Raw genomic sequence first — 17,776 nt, forward strand, 5'->3', positions numbered from 1 at the left:
GTTATGGATAAAACTGCGTATGCCAATAAATATATGGTGCTGTTTACCGTTACACTTGGCACCATGCTGAGTGGGTATGTCAGCAGTTCAATAAATATTGCTTTGCCTAACATTATACAAACCTTCGGCTTTACAATGGATTCGGTTGTATGGGTGTCATTGGCTTATATGCTGCCGTATGGTGCAACATTGCCCATTATGGGAAAGCTGGGAGATCAGTTTGGCAGAAAGAAGATGTTCTTGACGGGTCTGGCAATCTTTACAGTTGCCACTCTCTTAGTAGGGCTGGCCTGGAACAGTACCATTCTCATTTTGTTCCGTATTCTGCAGGGGCTGGGAGCCGGTCTGCTTTTTCCAAATTCTATGGCACTGGTAGCGGATGCTTTTCCTCCCAGTGAACGAGGTCAGGCTTTGGGCATGTGGGGTGCTTTTGCAGCCGCCGGCAGTACTCTAGGGCCGACCATCGGCGGCTATATCGTGGAATATCTGGAATGGCGGCTGTTATTTTACTCCATATTGCCAATCTCCTTGCTAGGCTTGCTGTTAGGCAGCAGAGTTCTGGAGGAGTCCAAAAACGATGAAACAGCTGCTAAGATCGATTATATTGGGGGATTTCTGCTGGTTTTCAGTCTAAGCTGCCTGCTGCTGGCTCTCAATCAGGGATCGAAAGAGGGCTGGACATCAGCTTATATTGTGGGGCTAATTATTTCCACTGTTGCGTCGATGGGGGCTTTTTTATATGTCGAGAGTCATATTGAGAATCCGCTTGTCGATTTGAAGTTATTTACCAATGTTACCTTTACTGTATCCAATATTGTTGGTTTCTTATCTTTTCTGGCTATGTTTGGCGGATTATTTCTATTGCCCTTCTATCTGCGCAATATCCAGGGGTACTCAGCAATTAAAGCCGGTATGGCCTTATTGCCACTGATGGGATCAATGGTAGTGCTTGCTCCGTTCGGTGGACGTCTGGCAGATCATTTCGGTTCTAGAATTCCAGCCTCCATTGGCATGGCAGTCATGACAGTGGCTTTATACTCTTTCCGCCTCTTAGACGATAAGACGCCTTACTCTCATATCGCAATCGGTCTTATTGTTATGGGGGCTGGTTTGGCCTTTACTATGTCACCGCTGTCTAATGGCGTTATGGGAACGTTGCCGAAAGATAAGATCGGCGTAGGTTCAGGTGTTTTTAATCTTTTCAAAAATGTGGGGGGCAGTGTGGGTGTGGCTATTATGGGGACACTGCTTAATAACAGGCAGATTTTTCACACTGCAGTCAGCACAAATTATATTCATGGAGCTTCAGAGCCTGTCTCCCAGTTGATAGCTGCGCTGCAGGGAGGCTTTGCACAGCAGGGCTTTGCTGCTGCCGAAGCCAAGGCTGCCGCACTTACTGTTGTACAGGGGCTGGTCACCAAACAGGCTGCCGTTGCCGCTTTTGGTGATGTATTCCTAATTACGGCAGTCTTGTGTGCTATTGGAATTATTCCAGCGCTCTTTATCCGCGATCCGAACAAAAACAAGCAGGATAAGCAAGCTGATACTGCTGCCGGTAATAAGGAGACGGAGTTGATTCCGGTATCCTCCTAGTTGTGACTGCCCTGCAGAGCAAATACTCTGCAGGGCGAAATAAATACTTCAGAATCATCTAACCCAAGGGACAAGAGCAGGAATTTAAGCGCTGATGCCGTATCTTCATTTATAAACTAAATGAAAGTGAGCAGGTGGTAAGTGCATGTTTGTCTGGAAAAATGATTATAGCTGCAATATTGCAGAAATTGACGCGCAGCATAAAAAGCTCTTTGAACTTGCCGGTGAGTTGTATGCTATTGCTACCTCAAAAGACAATGTGGATTATTATGATGATATTTGCCGTATCTTCAAAGAACTAAGCGAATACACCATATATCATTTTAGTTATGAAGAACAATTGATGGAAAAATATGGATATGACCAGACTGACTGCCGTGCTCACAAATGGGAACATGCCGCGTTCGTTGCCAAGATTCAAAAGATCCAAGATTCTGATTTGGATTTGAATCAGCGGAAGGTTTTAATGGACGTGATTATGTTTGCTGTTGATTGGATTGAAAAGCATATCTTGGCGACTGACAAGAAGTATAGTGAGTTTTTTAATGCTAAAGGAATTATCTAGCAACTTAGTGAAGAGACATTCTTAAAGGAATGTCTTTTTTTATCTAATCAGAGAATGTAACTTTCTGATTAGGAAGTTTTTTATGAAAAGGTGGCTGCAATGCTTGCGCGTTTTATTTAATCGACAGTCTTTATCGGCACAGTGGATGATGGCGTCTATTGCTTTTGTACTTGTGCCTAGTATGATCATCATGGCATTTTATATCGGCGATGAATATCAGCAAACGAGAAGTGAAAACTTTTATCAGTTGAATACAACAGTGACTGTTCAGCAGCAAGCTGTTGAAGAATGGGTCCAGGAGCGCAATCTGGATCTTTACCGTCTGACTAATTCACCGGCGGCTAAAGATGTTAATCTGGCAAATCTGGAGAGTCTGCTGCAGGTTTTTCTGAAAGGGCAGCAAGATTACCAGGCTTTTGTATACATTAATAAAGAAGGCCTGACTGCAATTGATACTAGCGGCCCTACCGGGCTGGATCTAAAAGACCGGGAATATTTTAAGGCGGCACAGGAAGGTCGCTCTTTTGTCACAGGAACCATCATCGGCCGGTCTTCCGGTAAACCGATTATTATCATCTCTGCTCCTGTTTTTGATAGCAATCATGAATTTCAGGGAGCTATATTTGGCAGCGTGAGCTTGCAGCGGCTTGAATGGCTGACAAAGCAATTTAACTTCCGCGATACAGGCGAACTGTATTTGTTTGACAGCAATGGGAAGCTGCTAACCCGTGGCAGCACGGATGAAACCAGCGCTCCCCGGGGTGGTGCTTCTTTTAGTTCTGTCGAAGAATTAGAACAATGGGAAGAATATATTGCCGAGGCTGGCGGCGTAGGCCGTTATCGAAACTCAGCAGGACGGGAAGTGTACGGCAGCTATAAGCAGATAGCTACGCCTGGCTGGATACTGGTCGGTGAGATTGATGAATATCAGGTCTTTTTACCCTTTTATTCTAAAATTGGCTACGTGCTAGGTGGATTTCTTGTCGTAGTGTTGTTCAGTCTGCCTGCCATATATAAACTTGCCCGCAGAGTTACCCGCCCTCTAGAGGAATTAACACAACGGGCTCATGTGATTCACCAGGGAAATTACACGATGGCTCATTTTTCTTCCCGCCAACAGGGGCCTTATGAAATACGCGAGCTGGAGCAGGCTTTTGCTTTTATGGCTGAGAACCTCAGCAAGCATATGCAGGCTTTGGGTGAGGCTCGTGATGCTGCTTTAGATGCCTCTGTAGCGAAATCGCAGTTTCTTGCCACCATGAGCCACGAGATTCGTACGCCAATGAATGCAATTATTGGTATGGCTGATTTATTGTGGGAGACGCCGCTCAATGATCAACAACGTAATTATGTAGCCATATTTCGCAATGCCGGTGATAATTTGTTAAACATAATTAACGATATACTTGATTATTCTAAAGTAGAGGCTGGCTTGCTGCAGATTGATAACGTCCAATTTAATCTTATTGAGCTTGTAGAAAAGACCTGTGAAATATTTGCGCTTCATGCTCATAACAAAGAGTTGGAGCTAGCGGCCCGTTTTGATCCGGCAACACCTGCCCATATAGTTGGCGATCCGGTGCGGTTCCGGCAAATTTTGTCTAATTTATTGAGCAATGCTGTTAAATTTACTGAATGCGGGGAAATTGTTGTTCAGGTCAGTTACCAGCATGGCAAGGTGTATCTCGAAGTCAGTGATACTGGTATTGGTATTCCTGACAAGCAGCAGGAGGTTATCTTCGACAGCTTTACGCAGGTGGATGCTTCAACAACCAGAAAATATGGGGGAACCGGCTTAGGGCTGGCAATCAGCAAGCGTCTGGTAGAATTGATGAAGGGAGCGATCTGGCTAAAAAGCAAGATCGGAGCGGGCAGCAGCTTTTTCTTTGCTCTACCTGCACAAATTGCGCCGGGATCAGCGCTGGCTTTTGACTTCCCGGTTAAACTAAAGGGTAAAAAAGTATTGGTTGTAGACGATAATACGACTAACCGGCTTATCTTACGGGAAATCCTGCAGCAGTGCGGTGCTCTGGTAGTTGATGCAACCGGTGGCGAAGAAGGGCTGCAGCTGCTTGAACAGGCAGTTAAGGAGGAGGCCCCTTTCCATTTAATCTTATCCGATTATTGCATGCCTGAGATGGATGGCTTCGAATTTGCCAGCCGTCTCCGTGCTGACAGTCGCTTTAATCAAACAGTCTTCATGCTGCTTACTTCCAGCATGCGCAGTGATGAACTGAACCGGTGCAAGATTCTGGATATTGACTGCCAGTTAACAAAGCCGGTCAAAAGGAGTGAACTTGTTTCTGCTATTAGGCAGGCTCTTTGCAACAATCAGCACTGTAACAAAGCAGAACCAATAGCAGTTAAGGAGCACAGCGGCCGGTCACTGCACATTCTTTTGGTTGAAGATTCACCGGACAACCGGATGCTGATTGAAGCGTATCTTAAAAAAACACCGCACACAATGGATATGGCTGAAAACGGCCAGATTGCAGTTGAACAGTTTAGTAAAGGCCGTTATGACTTAGTTTTTATGGATATGCAGATGCCTGTCATGGACGGTTATACGGCTACTCGCACCATTCGCAACTGGGAACAAGCCCAAGGGCTTAAAGCTACGCCGATTATTGCCTTGACCGCATATGCTTTGCAGGAAGAACGGGCTAAGAGTCTTGCTGCAGGTTGTACCGATCATCTAACCAAGCCGATAAAAAAGGCAGTTTTATTGCAGACATTAGCTGAATATGCTGGAGGTGACACTGATTAAAACAAGAATTCCAGTTGAGATTGACCGTGATTTGGAAGAAATCATCCCGAACTTTTTGCAAAACAGAGTTAACGATATTGCAGGTCTTAAAACAGCTGTTGCGGCAGGTGAGTTTGAGCATATCCGTATTGTTGGTCATACCCTGAAAGGAATTGGCGGCGGATATGGTTTTGACTTAATCAGCGATGTAGGGCTGGTGCTGGAGCATGCGGCCAAGGTAAGTGACTGTATAACCATTAACAAGGCTATCAATGACTTGGAGACCTATTTGGAGTTAGTAGATATTATTTACGTTTAAATGAAGGAGCAGGAAACGTTGACAATTCTCGTCATTGATGACTCTGTGGATAGTCAGGAATTAATTAAGAAATTTTTAAAAATTCAAGGATATAGTAACTTTTTGTGCTGCTCATCAGCCGATTGTGCATTCAATGAACTAAAGCTGGCTGAACCTGAGTACCCTGCTTCTGAGGTCGACCTCATTTTGCTGGATATTGTCATGCCTGATGTAGACGGGATTGAGACTTGCAGCCGCATTAAAAGTGATGAACGTTACAAGGATGTTCCCGTTATTATGGTGACAGCCAGTACAGATGAAAGCAATTTACAGCAGGCTTTTGCAGTGGGAGCAACCGACTATATTACTAAACCCCTCGGTAAGGTCGAATTATTGGCACGAGTCAGGGCGGCATTAAAGCTGAAAGAAGAGACTGACTGCCGCAAGGTGAGGGAGCAGGAACTGCTACAGGCCCTAAAGCAATTAGAAGAAGCGAATGAAACACTGCAAAAACTTTCCTCTTTGGATGGACTCACAGGAATTGCTAACCGCCGCAGTTTTGATCAAACGCTCAATAAAGAATGGAATCTTGCAGTACGGCAAGGCAGCTTGTTATCGTTGATTCTGTTTGATATCGATTTTTTTAAAGCCTATAATGACAGCTATGGACATCAGGCTGGAGATGACTGCCTAAAACAGGTATCATATGCTGCTGATGCTTTGATACGCCGTCCGGCGGATCTCTTAGCACGGTATGGCGGGGAGGAATTTGCCGTAATATTGCCTAATACTACTAGTAAAGGGGCTGCCTTGGTTGCCGAAAATATCAGGCAGGCTATCAGCAGTCAGCAAATTCCGCATAGCGCTTCTTGTATTGCCGGTCATGTTACCATCAGCGTTGGTGTCATGACAATGATGCCATTGCAGCAGGATGCACTTACTGAGTTAATTGAAGAGGCTGACAAAGCCCTCTATCAGGCAAAGCAGAACGGGCGCAATCGCGTAATTACAACTAAAAACATGGAGTATTGAAGTGAGAAAAATTGTACATATCGTTATTATTGTCATTACAGTATTTACAGTTTTAATTCCAGCTGTTACCTTTGCAGCAGCTAAGACTGAACCTGTCCGCCTGGGGATTGATAATATTGATCAATATCAACATTTATTTGCAGGAAAGCGGGTAGGGTTAATTACCAATCAAACCGGGGTTAACTCTCAGTTGCAGAGCACAATTGATGTATTATATGAAAAGACAGATTTGGTAGCGTTATTTTCACCTGAGCACGGTTTGCGGGGCAATGCTGAAGCAGGAGCGGATATCGCCGCTGCCACTGACATGCGGACTGGTCTGCCTGTCTACAGCCTTTATGGAGACACAAAAAAGCCGACAGCTCAAATGCTGGAGAATATTGATGTACTATGCTTTGATATCCAAGATGTAGGAACCCGGTTTTATACCTATATGTCGACTATGGCACTGGCTATGGAGAGCGCTAAAGAACAGAATAAGCTGTTTGTTGTCTTTGATCGTCCGAATCCAATTGGTGGTCTGGCGGTGGAAGGTCCGGTACTTAAGCCGGGGTTTGAAAGCTTCATTGGTATGTATCCTATCCCGATTCGTCACGGAATGACAATAGGGGAGCTGGCGCTGTTATTTAATAAGCAATTCGGTATAGAATGCAATCTGCAAGTGGTGAAGCTCAGCGGCTGGCAGCGCAATATGTTTTGGCAGGATACAGGCCTTCCCTGGGTGATGACTTCCCCTAACATTCCCACACCGGAGACAGCCTTGGTATATCCCGGTACCGGCTTGCTTGGAGCTACTACTATATCGGAGGGAGTGGGCACGACCCGCCCGTTTGAGCTGGTTGGTGCAGCCTGGCTGAATGCCGCTGCCGCTGCCGACAGGCTGAATGAAAGAAAGCTGCCTGGCGCTTATTTTCGGCCTACCTATTTTACTCCCCGTTTTGGACGCCATAACGGAATCAATCAAGGGGGTGTACAAATTCATGTAGTGGATAAAGCCGCATATCGTCCGGTGCTGACGGCAGTTACCATACTTGAGGTAATGAAGGGCTTGAGCGGTGGTCAGTTTGCTTATCAGTCGGAGCGCATGTTTGACTTACCGCTTGGTGAGGATACGTTGCGCTTGGAAACAGAACCGCTTGACCAACTGCTCACAAGATGGGACCAGGAGGCTCGCGATTTTCAGGTAAAATCCCGGCAATACTATTTATATTAGAATAAATACAATTAGGAGGGTTATGTATGAAATTCACCATGGACCACAATAATATTAATGTTCTCGATCTGGAAAAGAGCCTTGCCTTTTATAAAGAGGCGCTTAAGCTTGTAGAAACAAGGCGCAAGGAGGCTGCTGACGGAAGTTTTATCCTTGTGTTTCTGGGGGATGAGCAGACACCTCACAAATTAGAGCTTACCTGGCTGAGGGACCGTAAAGAGCCTTATAATTTAGGCGAAAACGAATTTCATCTGGCTTTTATTACCGATGACTTTGCCAGTGCCCATGCCTTGCATAGCAAAATGGGCTGCATATGCTATGAGAATAAAGCAATGGGAATTTATTTTATTGCCGATCCTGACGGATATTGGTTAGAGGTAATTCCTAACCGGAGATAAAAAACAACCCCGAATACGGATTTCCGTTTCGGGGTTGTTTCCTAAAGAAGGTGGAGGCATTATGCTGACTGAGCGTTGGAACTGTTTTGCTTCGGGTTTTTCGGCAAAGCCGGAAACCGTAAGGGCAATGTTTGCTGTTATTGAGAGTAGTTATGGCTCGGCTAACCGGTATTACCATACAATGGGGCATGTGCAGCAGTGTCTTGCACAGCTTGATGAGGCATCCGGGGAAGTCAATAACCGGGAAGCTGTAGAAATGGCTCTGTGGCTGCATGATATTATTTATATACCGGAATCAAGCTGCAATGAAGAATTAAGCAGTGCCATCGGGTTTTGCTATGGGCTGGAGCTTTCCGGCAGTTATCCGTTTGCCATCGAAGTACGTCAGCTTATCCAAGCAACTGCTCACGGAAGTGGTGACTGCAAGTCAGCCGGAGATAAGGCAGTGGTACAGGATATTGATTTAAGTATCTTAGGAGCTGACTCATTCAGCTTTGCCTGTTATGAAACTGCAATTCGCAAGGAGTACGCCTGTGTCCCCGATGACGTTTATCGAAAAGGCCGTATACAGGTTCTTCAAGGGTTTCTCATGCGATCGCAAATCTATCAAACTCAATTCTTTCTAAGCCGTTATGAGGCGCAGGCACGAGAAAATATATCAACACTCATTGATAGCCTCACGGGTAGTTGTTGACGTGCGAATGCGAATTTGGTAAATTTGTATGAGGATTTGTTGTCCTAGTATAACTAATAAAGGATGTCTGTCATGTTACATGAATTTTCCCGAACAGAACTATTAATTGGCGCTGAAGCTTTAAAAAAATTATCCGAGTCCAAAGTGGCTGTTTTTGGTATTGGCGGAGTAGGTACATTTGTTGTTGAAGGGCTTGCCCGCTCTGGAGTAGGCAAATTTGTTTTAATTGATGATGATTGTATATGCTTGACAAATATTAACCGCCAGCTCCATGCGACGCGCAAGACGATTGGCAAGCCAAAAGTGGAAGTCATGCGTGACCGGATTTTAGAGATTAACCCCAAAGCAGAGGTAACTGCGTTGCAAAAGTTTTATTTGCCTGATATGGCTGATGAGCTTATTGCGGATGACTATGATTATATTGTTGATGCGATCGATACCGTTACTGCCAAAATCGATTTGGTTATGCGGGCACAAGAAAAAAACATTCCCGTTATTTGTGCAATGGGTGCAGGCAATAAACTGGATGCTACCCGTTTTGAGGTGGCGGATATTTTCAAGACATCGGTCTGTCCTTTAGCAAAAGTTATGCGCAAGGAATTGCGCCTGCGCGGTGTAAAAAAATTAAAAGTGGTCTATTCCAAGGAAGAGCCGATAAAACCGATTGAATCAGAGGACTCCAGCTGTGCCACCGGCTGCATATGTCCTTCCGGCACAACCCGCAAATGTACGACCCGCAATCAAATACCTGGCAGCATTGCGTTTGTTCCTTCGGTGGTTGGCTTGATTATTGCCGGTGAGGTCGTAAAGGACATTATTTATAACCGGAAATAGTAATAAATGCTATTTTATGGTATAATAGTTAAGATTAACCTATAAGGAGCGATACACTTGAAAAAAGCAATTATGGAAACAGATAACGGTAAAATTGTAATCGAACTTTTTGAGAATGAGGCCCCTAAAACGGTAGCTAATTTCGAAAAATTAATTGGAGAGCAGTTTTATGACGGACTTTCCTTTCACCGCGTAATTAAAGGATTTGTGGCACAGGGTGGCTGCCCGAACGGCACCGGTGCAGGTGGTCCTGGCTATACCATTCCCTGCGAAACAAAAGGCAATCCTCACAAACATGAACGGGGTTCTTTATCGATGGCTCACCGTGGTCCGAACACAGGTGGCAGCCAATTCTTTATTGTGTATGAGCCGCAGCCTCACCTTGATGGCGTACATACCGTTTTTGGTAAGGTCATTGAAGGACTTGATGTTGTCGATAAGATCAAACAAGGCGACAAAATGAATAAGGTTACGGTTGTGGAAGAGTAAAAAATAGTTCATTGACAGCAAATGAGCAGTATGTTACTCTATAAAAAATAACCGGGTAGAGCTGATCAGAAACACTGAAGGCCAAAGATGTCCGAACAAGGACGTTCTTTGGCCTTTTTTCTGTTTGCTAATATTTTTAAGGGGGAAGAGTATCTTGAGAAAATTGGTAGTAAAAAAGAGTTTCGCAGTTATTCTTGCATTGCTGCTGTTGGTGGTGGCAGCTGGCTGTGGCAGCACAAACAGCAGCTCAAAAAGTGCATCCAAGGAATTGACTATTGGCTTAACAGCTCCGCTTACCGGTGATAATGCCGAATATGGCAACGTATTTAAAAATGCAATCGAATTGGCTTTAGACAAAGTAAATTCCCAGGGCGGAATAAACGGGGCCAAAATTAAGCTGGTAGCAGGTGACAGTAAAGCTGATCCGAAAGAGGCTGCCAATATTGCCCAAAAATTTGTCTCCGACGCTAATATTCTTGCGGTTATCGGAGATTTTACCAGTACTGCCGCATTAGCGGGGGCACCTATTTATCAAAAAGGCGGACTGGTGCAGCTTTCGCCCACTTCCTCTCATCCGGACTTCACGAAGCAGGGTACATATATGTTTCGCAACATCGCTACTCAGGCAGCAGAAGGACCTTTGCTGGCAGACTATACGATTAATGGATTGAAGAAGAAAAAGATTGCAATTGTTTATATTAAAAATGACTGGGGCATAGTTGCGTACGAAAATTATATGAAAAAAGCGCAGGAGCTTGGCGGCGATATTGTTGCTGTTGAACCTTATCTGCCGGAGCAGGGAAAAGATTTCAGCGCTATTATTACAAAAATTAAAGATAAGAATCCCGATATACTTTATCTTGGTACAATGTATACCGATGCGGCGCTGATCGCACAGCAAGTGAAAAAAGCGAATTTCCAGGTATCCTTGATTGGAACAGGCTCACTCTTTTCCGATGAATTGTTGAAACTCGGCGGTAGTGCCGTAGAAGGACTGGCGCTTACCTGCTCGTTCTTCCCGGCAGATCCTCGTCCGGAAGTACAGGAATTCGTGAAAAGTTACCAGGACAAATATGGCAAACCGCCAACCATGTTTGCCGCTCAGGCCTATGATGCAGCTAACTTGATTGTTGAAGCAATTAAAAGTGGGGCAACTGACCGCAAAACCTTGCGTGATAAATTGGCGGCTATTAAAAACTTCCCCGGTGTAACAGGAAAAACATCTTTTGATGAAAACCGTGACGTTGATAAAGCATTAACAAAACTAGTGGTTAAAGACGGCAAGTTTGTTCCCTATCAACAATAGCCAATTGGTACCCTGATAGGTAGGAGTGTAATTATGCTATTACAACAAATTATTAACGGGCTGACGCAGGGCAGCATTTATGCCCTTATTGCTATCGGTTTTGCCCTCATCTTCGGGGTACTTGGCCTGGTCAATTTTGCGCATGGAGAAGTATATATGGTCGGAGCCTTTCTGGGCTTTGTCTTTGTTACTGTTTATCATTTCCCTATCGTAGTTTCGCTGCTCCTGGCCATGCTGGGGGCAGCGCTCCTCGGCGTCATCATCGAAGTAATTGCTTTTCGGACCTTGCGGCGAGCGCCGGACGTTGCGCCGATGGTCTGTACACTGGGGTTGTCCGTAGTTCTGCAAAATGCAGCGATGCTTGGCTGGGGCGCGGGAACGCAGAGTATGCCGGAAGATAGCTTTACTTTTGCGTTTTTCCCAATTTTTAATGCCCAGGTTTCTAATATTCAATTGCTGATATTTGGAGTAGCGGTAGCCCTGATGGCGGGTTTGCAGCTTGTACTGTATAAATCCCGTATTGGCAAGGCAATACGGGCTACTGCACAGAATAAGGATGCTGCCAGCCTAATGGGGATCAACATCAACCGGGTTATTGCGGCAACATTTGCCTTGGGGTCGGCTCTGGGTGGTGCAGCCGGTGTTTTAATCGGCGTGTACTACAATGCATTCTATCCGATGATGGGCTTTATGGCCGGAATGAAAGCATTCACAGCAACTGTGCTTGGCGGACTGACCAGTGTTCCCGGAGCTGTCCTTGGCGGACTTATTCTGGGAGTCGTGGAGAATTTGGGCGCTGCTTATATTTCATCAGGCTACCGGGATATGATTGCCTTTATTATCTTAATTCTGGTTCTGCTGATCAAGCCGTCAGGGCTGTTTGGCCGGGACACACAGGGAAAAGTGTAGGTAGCGTATGGATATGCAAAAGAGTAAAACCCCTAAAGTTATTACTGCCGGTTTACTACTGGTGACTGCACTATTGCCACTGGTTATCACAGATGATTACGTGTTGCGGATTCTTATTATGTCGGGCATATTTGTCATATTAACCTTAAGCTTAAATCTTGTTACCGGCTTTACCGGCCAGTTTTGCCTTGGCTGGGCAGCTTTTTACGGGATTGGAGCTTATACTTCTGCCTTGCTGACGATGAAGGCGGGGGTATCTTTTTGGCTGGCAATGCCGTTAGGCGGTTTTGTGGCAGCTCTGTTCGGCCTATTGCTGGGGCTTCCCACAATGCGGCTGAAAGAGATTTATCTGGCAATTACCACCTTAGGCTTCGGCGAAATTATTCGCCTGATTATGCTCAACTGGACGGATCTCACCCGTGGCTCTATGGGACTGCCCGGTATTCCTGCACCGACTATACTGTCCTATGAAATAAGCAGCAATCAAGCTTATTATTATCTCATCTTGGCTTTGGTGCTAGTGACGATAATCGCAATAAGAAGGCTGATTGATTCACGTACAGGAAGAGCTCTTATCGCGATAAGGGAAGATGAGCTGGCAGCGAAAAGTATGGGAATTGATGTTACCGCCTATAAAATGCTGGCCTTTGCAGTGGGGGCTTTTTTTGCCGGATTAGCGGGCAGCTTTTACGCTCATTACACGTCCTTCATTGATCCTCATACCTTCTCGTTTACAGAATCAATAGCCATACTGGCCATGGCGGTATTAGGCGGGTTAGGGAGTATTAACGGATCGATTTTGGGGGCGGTTATCCTTACTGTCATTCCCGAATTGTTACGCGATATAGCAGAGTACCGGCTCATTGTTTTCGGACTCATAATGATGGCCGTTATGCTGCTTCGTCCGCAGGGATTATTCGGTAAAGCAAGAGAAAACGGCTCTGGGAGAGGGCGAGCCAAAGGACGGGGAGGTGTTCGTGTTGGCTCTGCTTGAGTTAGCGAATGTAACGAAGCGTTTTGGCGGTTTAACTGCTATAGACAATTTGCAGATTACCGTTGAGGCTGGCCAGATTGTAGGGCTTATTGGCCCTAATGGCGCCGGTAAGACAACCGTGTTTAATGTTATTACCGGCATTTATCCGCTTACGGCAGGCGGCATTTTGCTTGATGGCAAGACAGTAAGCAACTGCCAGACACATCAGGTAACTGATATGGGAATAACCCGTACCTTTCAAAATATTCGTCTGTTTACGCAAATCAGTGTGCTGGATAATGTCCGTATCGGCAGACATTGCCGGACAAAAGCAGGGCTTCTGGCGGCATTGTTTAATCGGGCTGGTGCGGAAGAGCAGGCCATTCGTGAAAAAGCGGCTGAGCTGCTGGAATTAGTGGGACTTAGCGCAAAATGCAGTGAACTGGCAGGCAATTTATCGTATGGTGAGCAGCGTCGGCTGGAAATTGCCAGGGCACTGGCGACTGAGCCTAAGCTGCTGCTGCTGGATGAACCTGCAGCAGGCATGAATCCCCAGGAAACAAAGCAACTGATGGAACTCATAGATCGGCTTAACAGCAAGGGTCTGACGATCCTGTTGATAGAACACGATATGAAGCTGGTCATGAATATATCAGACAAAATAGTCGTACTTGATCATGGCGTGAAAATTGCTGAGGGCCTGCCGCGTGACATTCAGCAAAATCAGCAGGTAATTGAGGCCTATTTAGGTAAGGGGGCATCATCAGCTTGTTAAAAGTGAACAACCTCCATACATACTATGGCAATATTCACGCTTTAAAAGGCATCAGCTTTGAAGTAAAAGCAGGAGAAATCGTAACACTTATTGGCAGCAATGGTGCCGGAAAAACTACTGCTGTAAAAACAATAGCCGGTCTTTTGCCCGCTGCTGAGGGTACGGTGGTATTTGATAATCAGGATATAACCGAACTGGCGCCTGATAAGATTGTCCGGTCAGGCATTTCCCTTGTGCCCGAAGGCCGCCAGGTCTTTCCTTATATGACGGTGCTGGAGAATCTGGACATGGGAGCTTATACCCGGAACGATAAGCTGGAAATTAAGCAGTCCCTGGAACAGGTTTTAACGTTGTTTCCCAAGCTCTGGGAGCGGCGCGGTCAACAAGCGGGAACGCTTAGCGGCGGTGAGCAGCAGATGCTGGCGATTGGCCGGGCACTGATGGCAAAGCCAAAGCTGCTGCTGCTTGACGAACCTTCTTTAGGGCTGTCCCCCATATTGGTAGATACCATCTTTGGCTTAATTGTTGAAATTAATCGCCAGGGAATACCGGTGTTGTTAATTGAACAAAATGCCAGGATGGCGCTGCTGATTGCCGCACGAGGCTATATTATGGAGACCGGCAAAATTGTGCATGCTGACAAGGCCAATGAATTGCTCCAATCAGATGCTGTTAGAAAAGCGTATCTGGGAGAATAAATCAAATGAGTGAGAGGGGTAAAAACAATGTGTAATATCCATTCTAATCAAGACGAATTAACAGATGCAATACGACTGGCGATTCAGGACAGGGCTACCTGGTTTTACCTACTGTTGGAAGAGATCAAAGCAAGTGGCGGCAATCCCGATGAAATAGCGGAAAAAGCGATTTTCAAGTTTGGTCAGATGAAAGGCCAAAAGATTGGCACTGCAGCCAATCCCCGTGAATTTTTTGATGGAATTGCCACTCCCAATGCGAGGCTAGCTTTTGCCATGGAAGAAATTGATGTGCAGGCAGAAAAAGGAATTTATCGGTTTCATCACTGTGCCCTGTGCGAAGCCTGGAAGAAGCTTGGCTGTAGTCAGGAGCAGATCACACACCTGTGCAATTTGGCCTCCTGTGGCGATTATGGTGTTGTGAGCTGCTTCCCTGAACTGGAACTTGCCTTTAATGGAACAATCGCAGAGAATAAACCGTATTGTGAATTACAGGTAACACTAAAAAAATAAAAAATCGCTTTTAGAAAAGACTGCTTAGCTTCATTGCCAAAAGAAGCTAGCAGTCTTTTTAGATTGTATTTTGCGAATTTGAGAAATAATCAAAAAATGGTCTTGACGCAAACAGAGAGAGATTTTATAATGAAAAACAGAAAACGTTTTCTGTATTATCTTTATTAAAAATTCATCTATATACATACTGGCAATAGGTATCGTTTTCTGAAAGTGAGGTCCCATGGCACGAGTATCGATTGAAGATGTTGCAAATTTAGCAGGTGTATCCATAACGACCGTTTCCAGAGTAATCAATAATAAAGACTATCCTGTAGCCGAGAAAACAAAAAAGAAGGTTTTGAAGGCGGTAAAGGAATTGAATTATTTTCCCGATTTTACAGCTCAAAATCTTCGTAATAATTTTAGCAATACGATTGGCTTAATAACACGGGAGATTTCAGACCCCTATTTTGGAATCATTGCCAGGGCTGTAACAGAAAGAGCAAGTTATTACGGTGTTTTATCAATAGTCTGCAATACAGGCAGAAATCCTGTTAATGAATTACAATATCATGATTTATTGTGGCAGCATAAAGTGCGCGGAATCATTTTGAGCGGCGGAGGGCTGGATGCCGATGACTATCGCGATAAGCTGCAGGAACAAATCAAGCGCTATAATGACCACGGTAATAGAATCGTATCTTTGGCTCCACAGGGACTGGAAATGCCATATGTTACGATAGACAACCGAGCAACAGGTGAAATGATAACCGACTATCTGGTTGACTTGGGACATCGCAAAATTGCTTTTCTGGGAGGTCCGGAGCAGATTTATACGGCTTCAGAACGGGTAAAGGGCTATAAACTATCGCTTACAAAGCATGGTCTGACTTTTGATCCGTCACTGCTGCATCATGGGCAATTTTCCTGGGAGAGCGGATATGAAGCAGCAAGGCGCTTATTACTGGAAAATAGGGAGTTCAGTGGAATTTGCTGCGCTAACGATGATATTGCCTATGGGGTGTTGCAAGCACTTAAGGAACAAAATATTCAGGTTCCCGGGCAGGTTTCCGTTATCAGTATAGGCGATTTACCGTTGTCTACGCATATCGATCCTCCTTTAACGACTGCTCAGGTTCCTCTTTATGATATGGCACTAAGAGCTGTTGATGTAATTATGGATGGTTCCAAGCCCGATCACAATGCCAGCTTGATTTTTAAAACACCCATTGTGAAGCGCCTCTCCACAGCTCCGTATATTTCCGGATTAGGGCAAGGTTAGTAGGCGGCTTAGCAATAGTAAGTAACAATGATAAGGAGAGAATAAAGATGCAGCATGTTGTACTATCAGTGGCCGACTGGGTTTATCTTGCCTTTATTATCATTACTTTTGCCTGTCTGGCAACCAGACGGGATGCATTGCTTCCTACGCTTGTTGGGCTGTTGTTGACAGGGATCGCCCTTAAGGGGAATCTTCTGGGAGGAGTTTTAGTTGTTTATAAAGCAATATTGGCTGCCGGGATAGATTTGCTGAATATTATTGTCATTGTTGCATCGATCACGGCATTAACAAAAACCATGGCCGACATGGGGACAGACCGCATTATTGTGGCTCCTGCGCGGCGCTTTCTTCGCAATCCCACAATGGCGTTTTGGACACTGGCTGTTGTGACGCTACTGCTTAGCTGGGTAATCCGGGCGACGCCTACAGCGGCCCTGCTGGGAGCCTTACTGGTACCGGCAGCAGTGGTGGCAGGCATGTCACCGATGGTTGCTGCCATGATCCTATCTATTGTCGGCAAAGGCATGGGTTTATCAAGTGACTACCTAAGCCAGGGAACGGTATCGTTTACCGCAAAAGTTACCAAGATTCCGGCAGCCGAACTCTTTGCAGCAAGTCTGCCGATATGGCTTACTGTTTCTGGAGTAACAATGCTGTGTGTTTTTTTTATGACCCGTAAGATGCAAAAGGTTGAGTTGGAAAAAAGGCAGTCCGGCAATGACGGGCACGTTCAGGCTTACCGGGAAGCAGTAGCAACGTATAGTGTCGAGGCATCACCTTTTGCCAAAGCAATGGCAGTTATGATACCATTGACATTTATTGTAGATGTGTATGCCATGATTACCTGGAAGCTGTCAGGCAATGATGCAATGGCGCTTATGGGCGGGACTTTCTACGTATTAGCATTAATCTGTTCTTTGGGACATTATAGAGAAAAAGCATTTGATAAACTGCTCGATAATGTAAGAACCGGCTGGATTTTTGCCGTAAAGGTCTTTGGTCCGGTAGTGGTAATCGGCGGCTTTTTTTGGCTCGGTGGAGATTCGCTTAAAGAAATTCTGGGAGATCACAAAACGCAAGGACTGGCTTATGACTGGGGTTACTTTATTGCGGAGCATATGCCGATCAATAAGTTTACTGTGGCTTTGCTCGCTACACTTGGCAGTGCTTTTGCGGCCTTTGATGGAGCCGGCTTTGCCGCAATTCCGCTTGGAGCCAGTATTGCAATGGCTCTGGGGAAACCGATCGGAGCCAATGTTGCTTACTTAGCTTCTATGGCTCAGATGTCTGCTATCTGGGTTGGAGCGACACTGGTTCCCTGGGGATTTCTTGCGGTAACCGCATCGGTATGCAATGTAGATCCTCAGGATCTTTCACGAAAAAATTTCTTGCCTGTTATTCTCGGCCTGTTTGCCGGTGTGATTGTAACTGCTTTGCTTGCCTAAGCTCCGCTTAGGCTGATGTATAAATTGGAGGCTA

General features: G+C 45.4%; 18 protein-coding genes. All 18 read left to right on the forward strand.

What is annotated here, in order from left to right:
- The first annotated feature begins 3 nt into the window (after positions 1-3).
- The 18 genes from RTR76_RS13310 (at position 4) to RTR76_RS13395 (ending at position 17,742) form a co-directional block, all read left to right on the forward strand.
- Positions 4-1,593, forward strand: coding sequence for a DHA2 family efflux MFS transporter permease subunit (locus RTR76_RS13310; protein ID WP_312521448.1), 1,590 nt, complete (start codon positions 4-6; stop codon positions 1,591-1,593).
- A 145-nt stretch (positions 1,594-1,738) separates the two neighbouring features.
- A complete protein-coding gene (locus RTR76_RS13315) occupies positions 1,739-2,158 on the forward strand; it encodes a bacteriohemerythrin (RefSeq protein ID WP_312521451.1) in 420 nt (139 codons plus the stop codon).
- Between the two features lie 82 nt (positions 2,159-2,240).
- A complete protein-coding gene (locus RTR76_RS13320; protein WP_312521453.1) occupies positions 2,241-4,925 on the forward strand; it encodes a response regulator in 2,685 nt (894 codons plus the stop codon).
- Positions 4,903-5,223 carry a hypothetical protein gene (locus RTR76_RS13325; RefSeq protein ID WP_312521455.1) on the forward strand — a complete coding sequence of 107 codons (321 nt, stop codon included), beginning with the start codon at positions 4,903-4,905 and terminating at the stop codon, positions 5,221-5,223. Before RTR76_RS13320 ends, RTR76_RS13325 begins: the two co-directional genes overlap by 23 nt.
- A gap of 18 nt (positions 5,224-5,241) precedes the next feature.
- The gene (locus RTR76_RS13330; RefSeq protein WP_312521458.1) at positions 5,242-6,234 is read left to right on the forward strand and encodes a diguanylate cyclase; all 993 of its coding nucleotides are present in this window, start codon (positions 5,242-5,244) and stop codon (positions 6,232-6,234) included.
- Between the two features lies 1 nt (position 6,235).
- The gene (locus RTR76_RS13335) at positions 6,236-7,447 is read left to right on the forward strand and encodes a DUF1343 domain-containing protein (protein ID WP_312521460.1); all 1,212 of its coding nucleotides are present in this window, start codon (positions 6,236-6,238) and stop codon (positions 7,445-7,447) included.
- A 26-nt stretch (positions 7,448-7,473) separates the two neighbouring features.
- Complete coding sequence (locus tag RTR76_RS13340; protein WP_312521462.1) at positions 7,474-7,845, forward strand: VOC family protein; 372 nt, start codon at positions 7,474-7,476, stop codon at positions 7,843-7,845.
- A gap of 61 nt (positions 7,846-7,906) precedes the next feature.
- A complete protein-coding gene (locus RTR76_RS13345; protein WP_312521464.1) occupies positions 7,907-8,539 on the forward strand; it encodes a hypothetical protein in 633 nt (210 codons plus the stop codon).
- 72 nt (positions 8,540-8,611) lie between these two features.
- A complete protein-coding gene (locus tag RTR76_RS13350) occupies positions 8,612-9,373 on the forward strand; it encodes a tRNA threonylcarbamoyladenosine dehydratase (protein ID WP_312521466.1) in 762 nt (253 codons plus the stop codon).
- Between the two features lie 57 nt (positions 9,374-9,430).
- Entirely contained in the window at positions 9,431-9,862 is a 432-nt protein-coding gene (locus RTR76_RS13355) for a peptidylprolyl isomerase (protein WP_312521468.1), read from the forward strand.
- 154 nt (positions 9,863-10,016) lie between these two features.
- Positions 10,017-11,168, forward strand: coding sequence for an ABC transporter substrate-binding protein (locus tag RTR76_RS13360; protein ID WP_312521470.1), 1,152 nt, complete (start codon positions 10,017-10,019; stop codon positions 11,166-11,168).
- A gap of 33 nt (positions 11,169-11,201) precedes the next feature.
- Entirely contained in the window at positions 11,202-12,077 is an 876-nt protein-coding gene (locus tag RTR76_RS13365; protein ID WP_312521472.1) for a branched-chain amino acid ABC transporter permease, read from the forward strand.
- 7 nt (positions 12,078-12,084) lie between these two features.
- Positions 12,085-13,071 carry a branched-chain amino acid ABC transporter permease gene (locus RTR76_RS13370; protein ID WP_312521474.1) on the forward strand — a complete coding sequence of 329 codons (987 nt, stop codon included), beginning with the start codon at positions 12,085-12,087 and terminating at the stop codon, positions 13,069-13,071.
- Positions 13,058-13,825 (forward strand): ABC transporter ATP-binding protein, encoded by a 768-nt coding sequence (locus RTR76_RS13375; RefSeq protein ID WP_312521556.1) that lies wholly within the window; start codon positions 13,058-13,060, stop codon positions 13,823-13,825. The genes RTR76_RS13370 and RTR76_RS13375 overlap by 14 nt, the downstream gene beginning before the upstream one ends.
- Complete coding sequence (locus RTR76_RS13380; RefSeq protein ID WP_312521476.1) at positions 13,819-14,523, forward strand: ABC transporter ATP-binding protein; 705 nt, start codon at positions 13,819-13,821, stop codon at positions 14,521-14,523. The genes RTR76_RS13375 and RTR76_RS13380 overlap by 7 nt, the downstream gene beginning before the upstream one ends.
- 27 nt (positions 14,524-14,550) lie before the next feature.
- Positions 14,551-15,033, forward strand: coding sequence for an L-2-amino-thiazoline-4-carboxylic acid hydrolase (locus RTR76_RS13385; RefSeq protein WP_312521478.1), 483 nt, complete (start codon positions 14,551-14,553; stop codon positions 15,031-15,033).
- A 223-nt stretch (positions 15,034-15,256) separates the two neighbouring features.
- The gene (locus tag RTR76_RS13390; RefSeq protein ID WP_312521480.1) at positions 15,257-16,297 is read left to right on the forward strand and encodes a LacI family DNA-binding transcriptional regulator; all 1,041 of its coding nucleotides are present in this window, start codon (positions 15,257-15,259) and stop codon (positions 16,295-16,297) included.
- A 47-nt stretch (positions 16,298-16,344) separates the two neighbouring features.
- A complete protein-coding gene (locus RTR76_RS13395; protein WP_312521482.1) occupies positions 16,345-17,742 on the forward strand; it encodes a hypothetical protein in 1,398 nt (465 codons plus the stop codon).
- Positions 17,743-17,776: the final 34 nt, after the last annotated feature.

Origin of the sequence: Anaerospora sp. (assembly GCF_032013335.1) — a bacterium.
GTDB lineage: Bacteria > Bacillota > Negativicutes > Sporomusales > DSM-15969 > Anaerospora.

Bases quoted from the DNA above. Each gene is read 5' to 3' on its own strand.
- RTR76_RS13310 (WP_312521448.1), top strand. From the start codon at position 4: ATGGATAAAACTGCGTATGCCAATAAATATATGGTGCTGTTTACCGTT.
- RTR76_RS13315 (WP_312521451.1), top strand. From the start codon at position 1,739: ATGTTTGTCTGGAAAAATGATTATAGCTGCAATATTGCAGAAATTGAC.
- RTR76_RS13320 (WP_312521453.1), top strand. From the start codon at position 2,241: ATGAAAAGGTGGCTGCAATGCTTGCGCGTTTTATTTAATCGACAGTCT.
- RTR76_RS13325 (WP_312521455.1), top strand. From the start codon at position 4,903: ATGCTGGAGGTGACACTGATTAAAACAAGAATTCCAGTTGAGATTGAC.
- RTR76_RS13340 (WP_312521462.1), top strand. From the start codon at position 7,474: ATGAAATTCACCATGGACCACAATAATATTAATGTTCTCGATCTGGAA.
- RTR76_RS13345 (WP_312521464.1), top strand. From the start codon at position 7,907: ATGCTGACTGAGCGTTGGAACTGTTTTGCTTCGGGTTTTTCGGCAAAG.
- RTR76_RS13350 (WP_312521466.1), top strand. From the start codon at position 8,612: ATGTTACATGAATTTTCCCGAACAGAACTATTAATTGGCGCTGAAGCT.
- RTR76_RS13365 (WP_312521472.1), top strand. From the start codon at position 11,202: ATGCTATTACAACAAATTATTAACGGGCTGACGCAGGGCAGCATTTAT.
- RTR76_RS13370 (WP_312521474.1), top strand. From the start codon at position 12,085: ATGGATATGCAAAAGAGTAAAACCCCTAAAGTTATTACTGCCGGTTTA.
- RTR76_RS13385 (WP_312521478.1), top strand. From the start codon at position 14,551: ATGTGTAATATCCATTCTAATCAAGACGAATTAACAGATGCAATACGA.
- RTR76_RS13390 (WP_312521480.1), top strand. From the start codon at position 15,257: ATGGCACGAGTATCGATTGAAGATGTTGCAAATTTAGCAGGTGTATCC.
- RTR76_RS13395 (WP_312521482.1), top strand. From the start codon at position 16,345: ATGCAGCATGTTGTACTATCAGTGGCCGACTGGGTTTATCTTGCCTTT.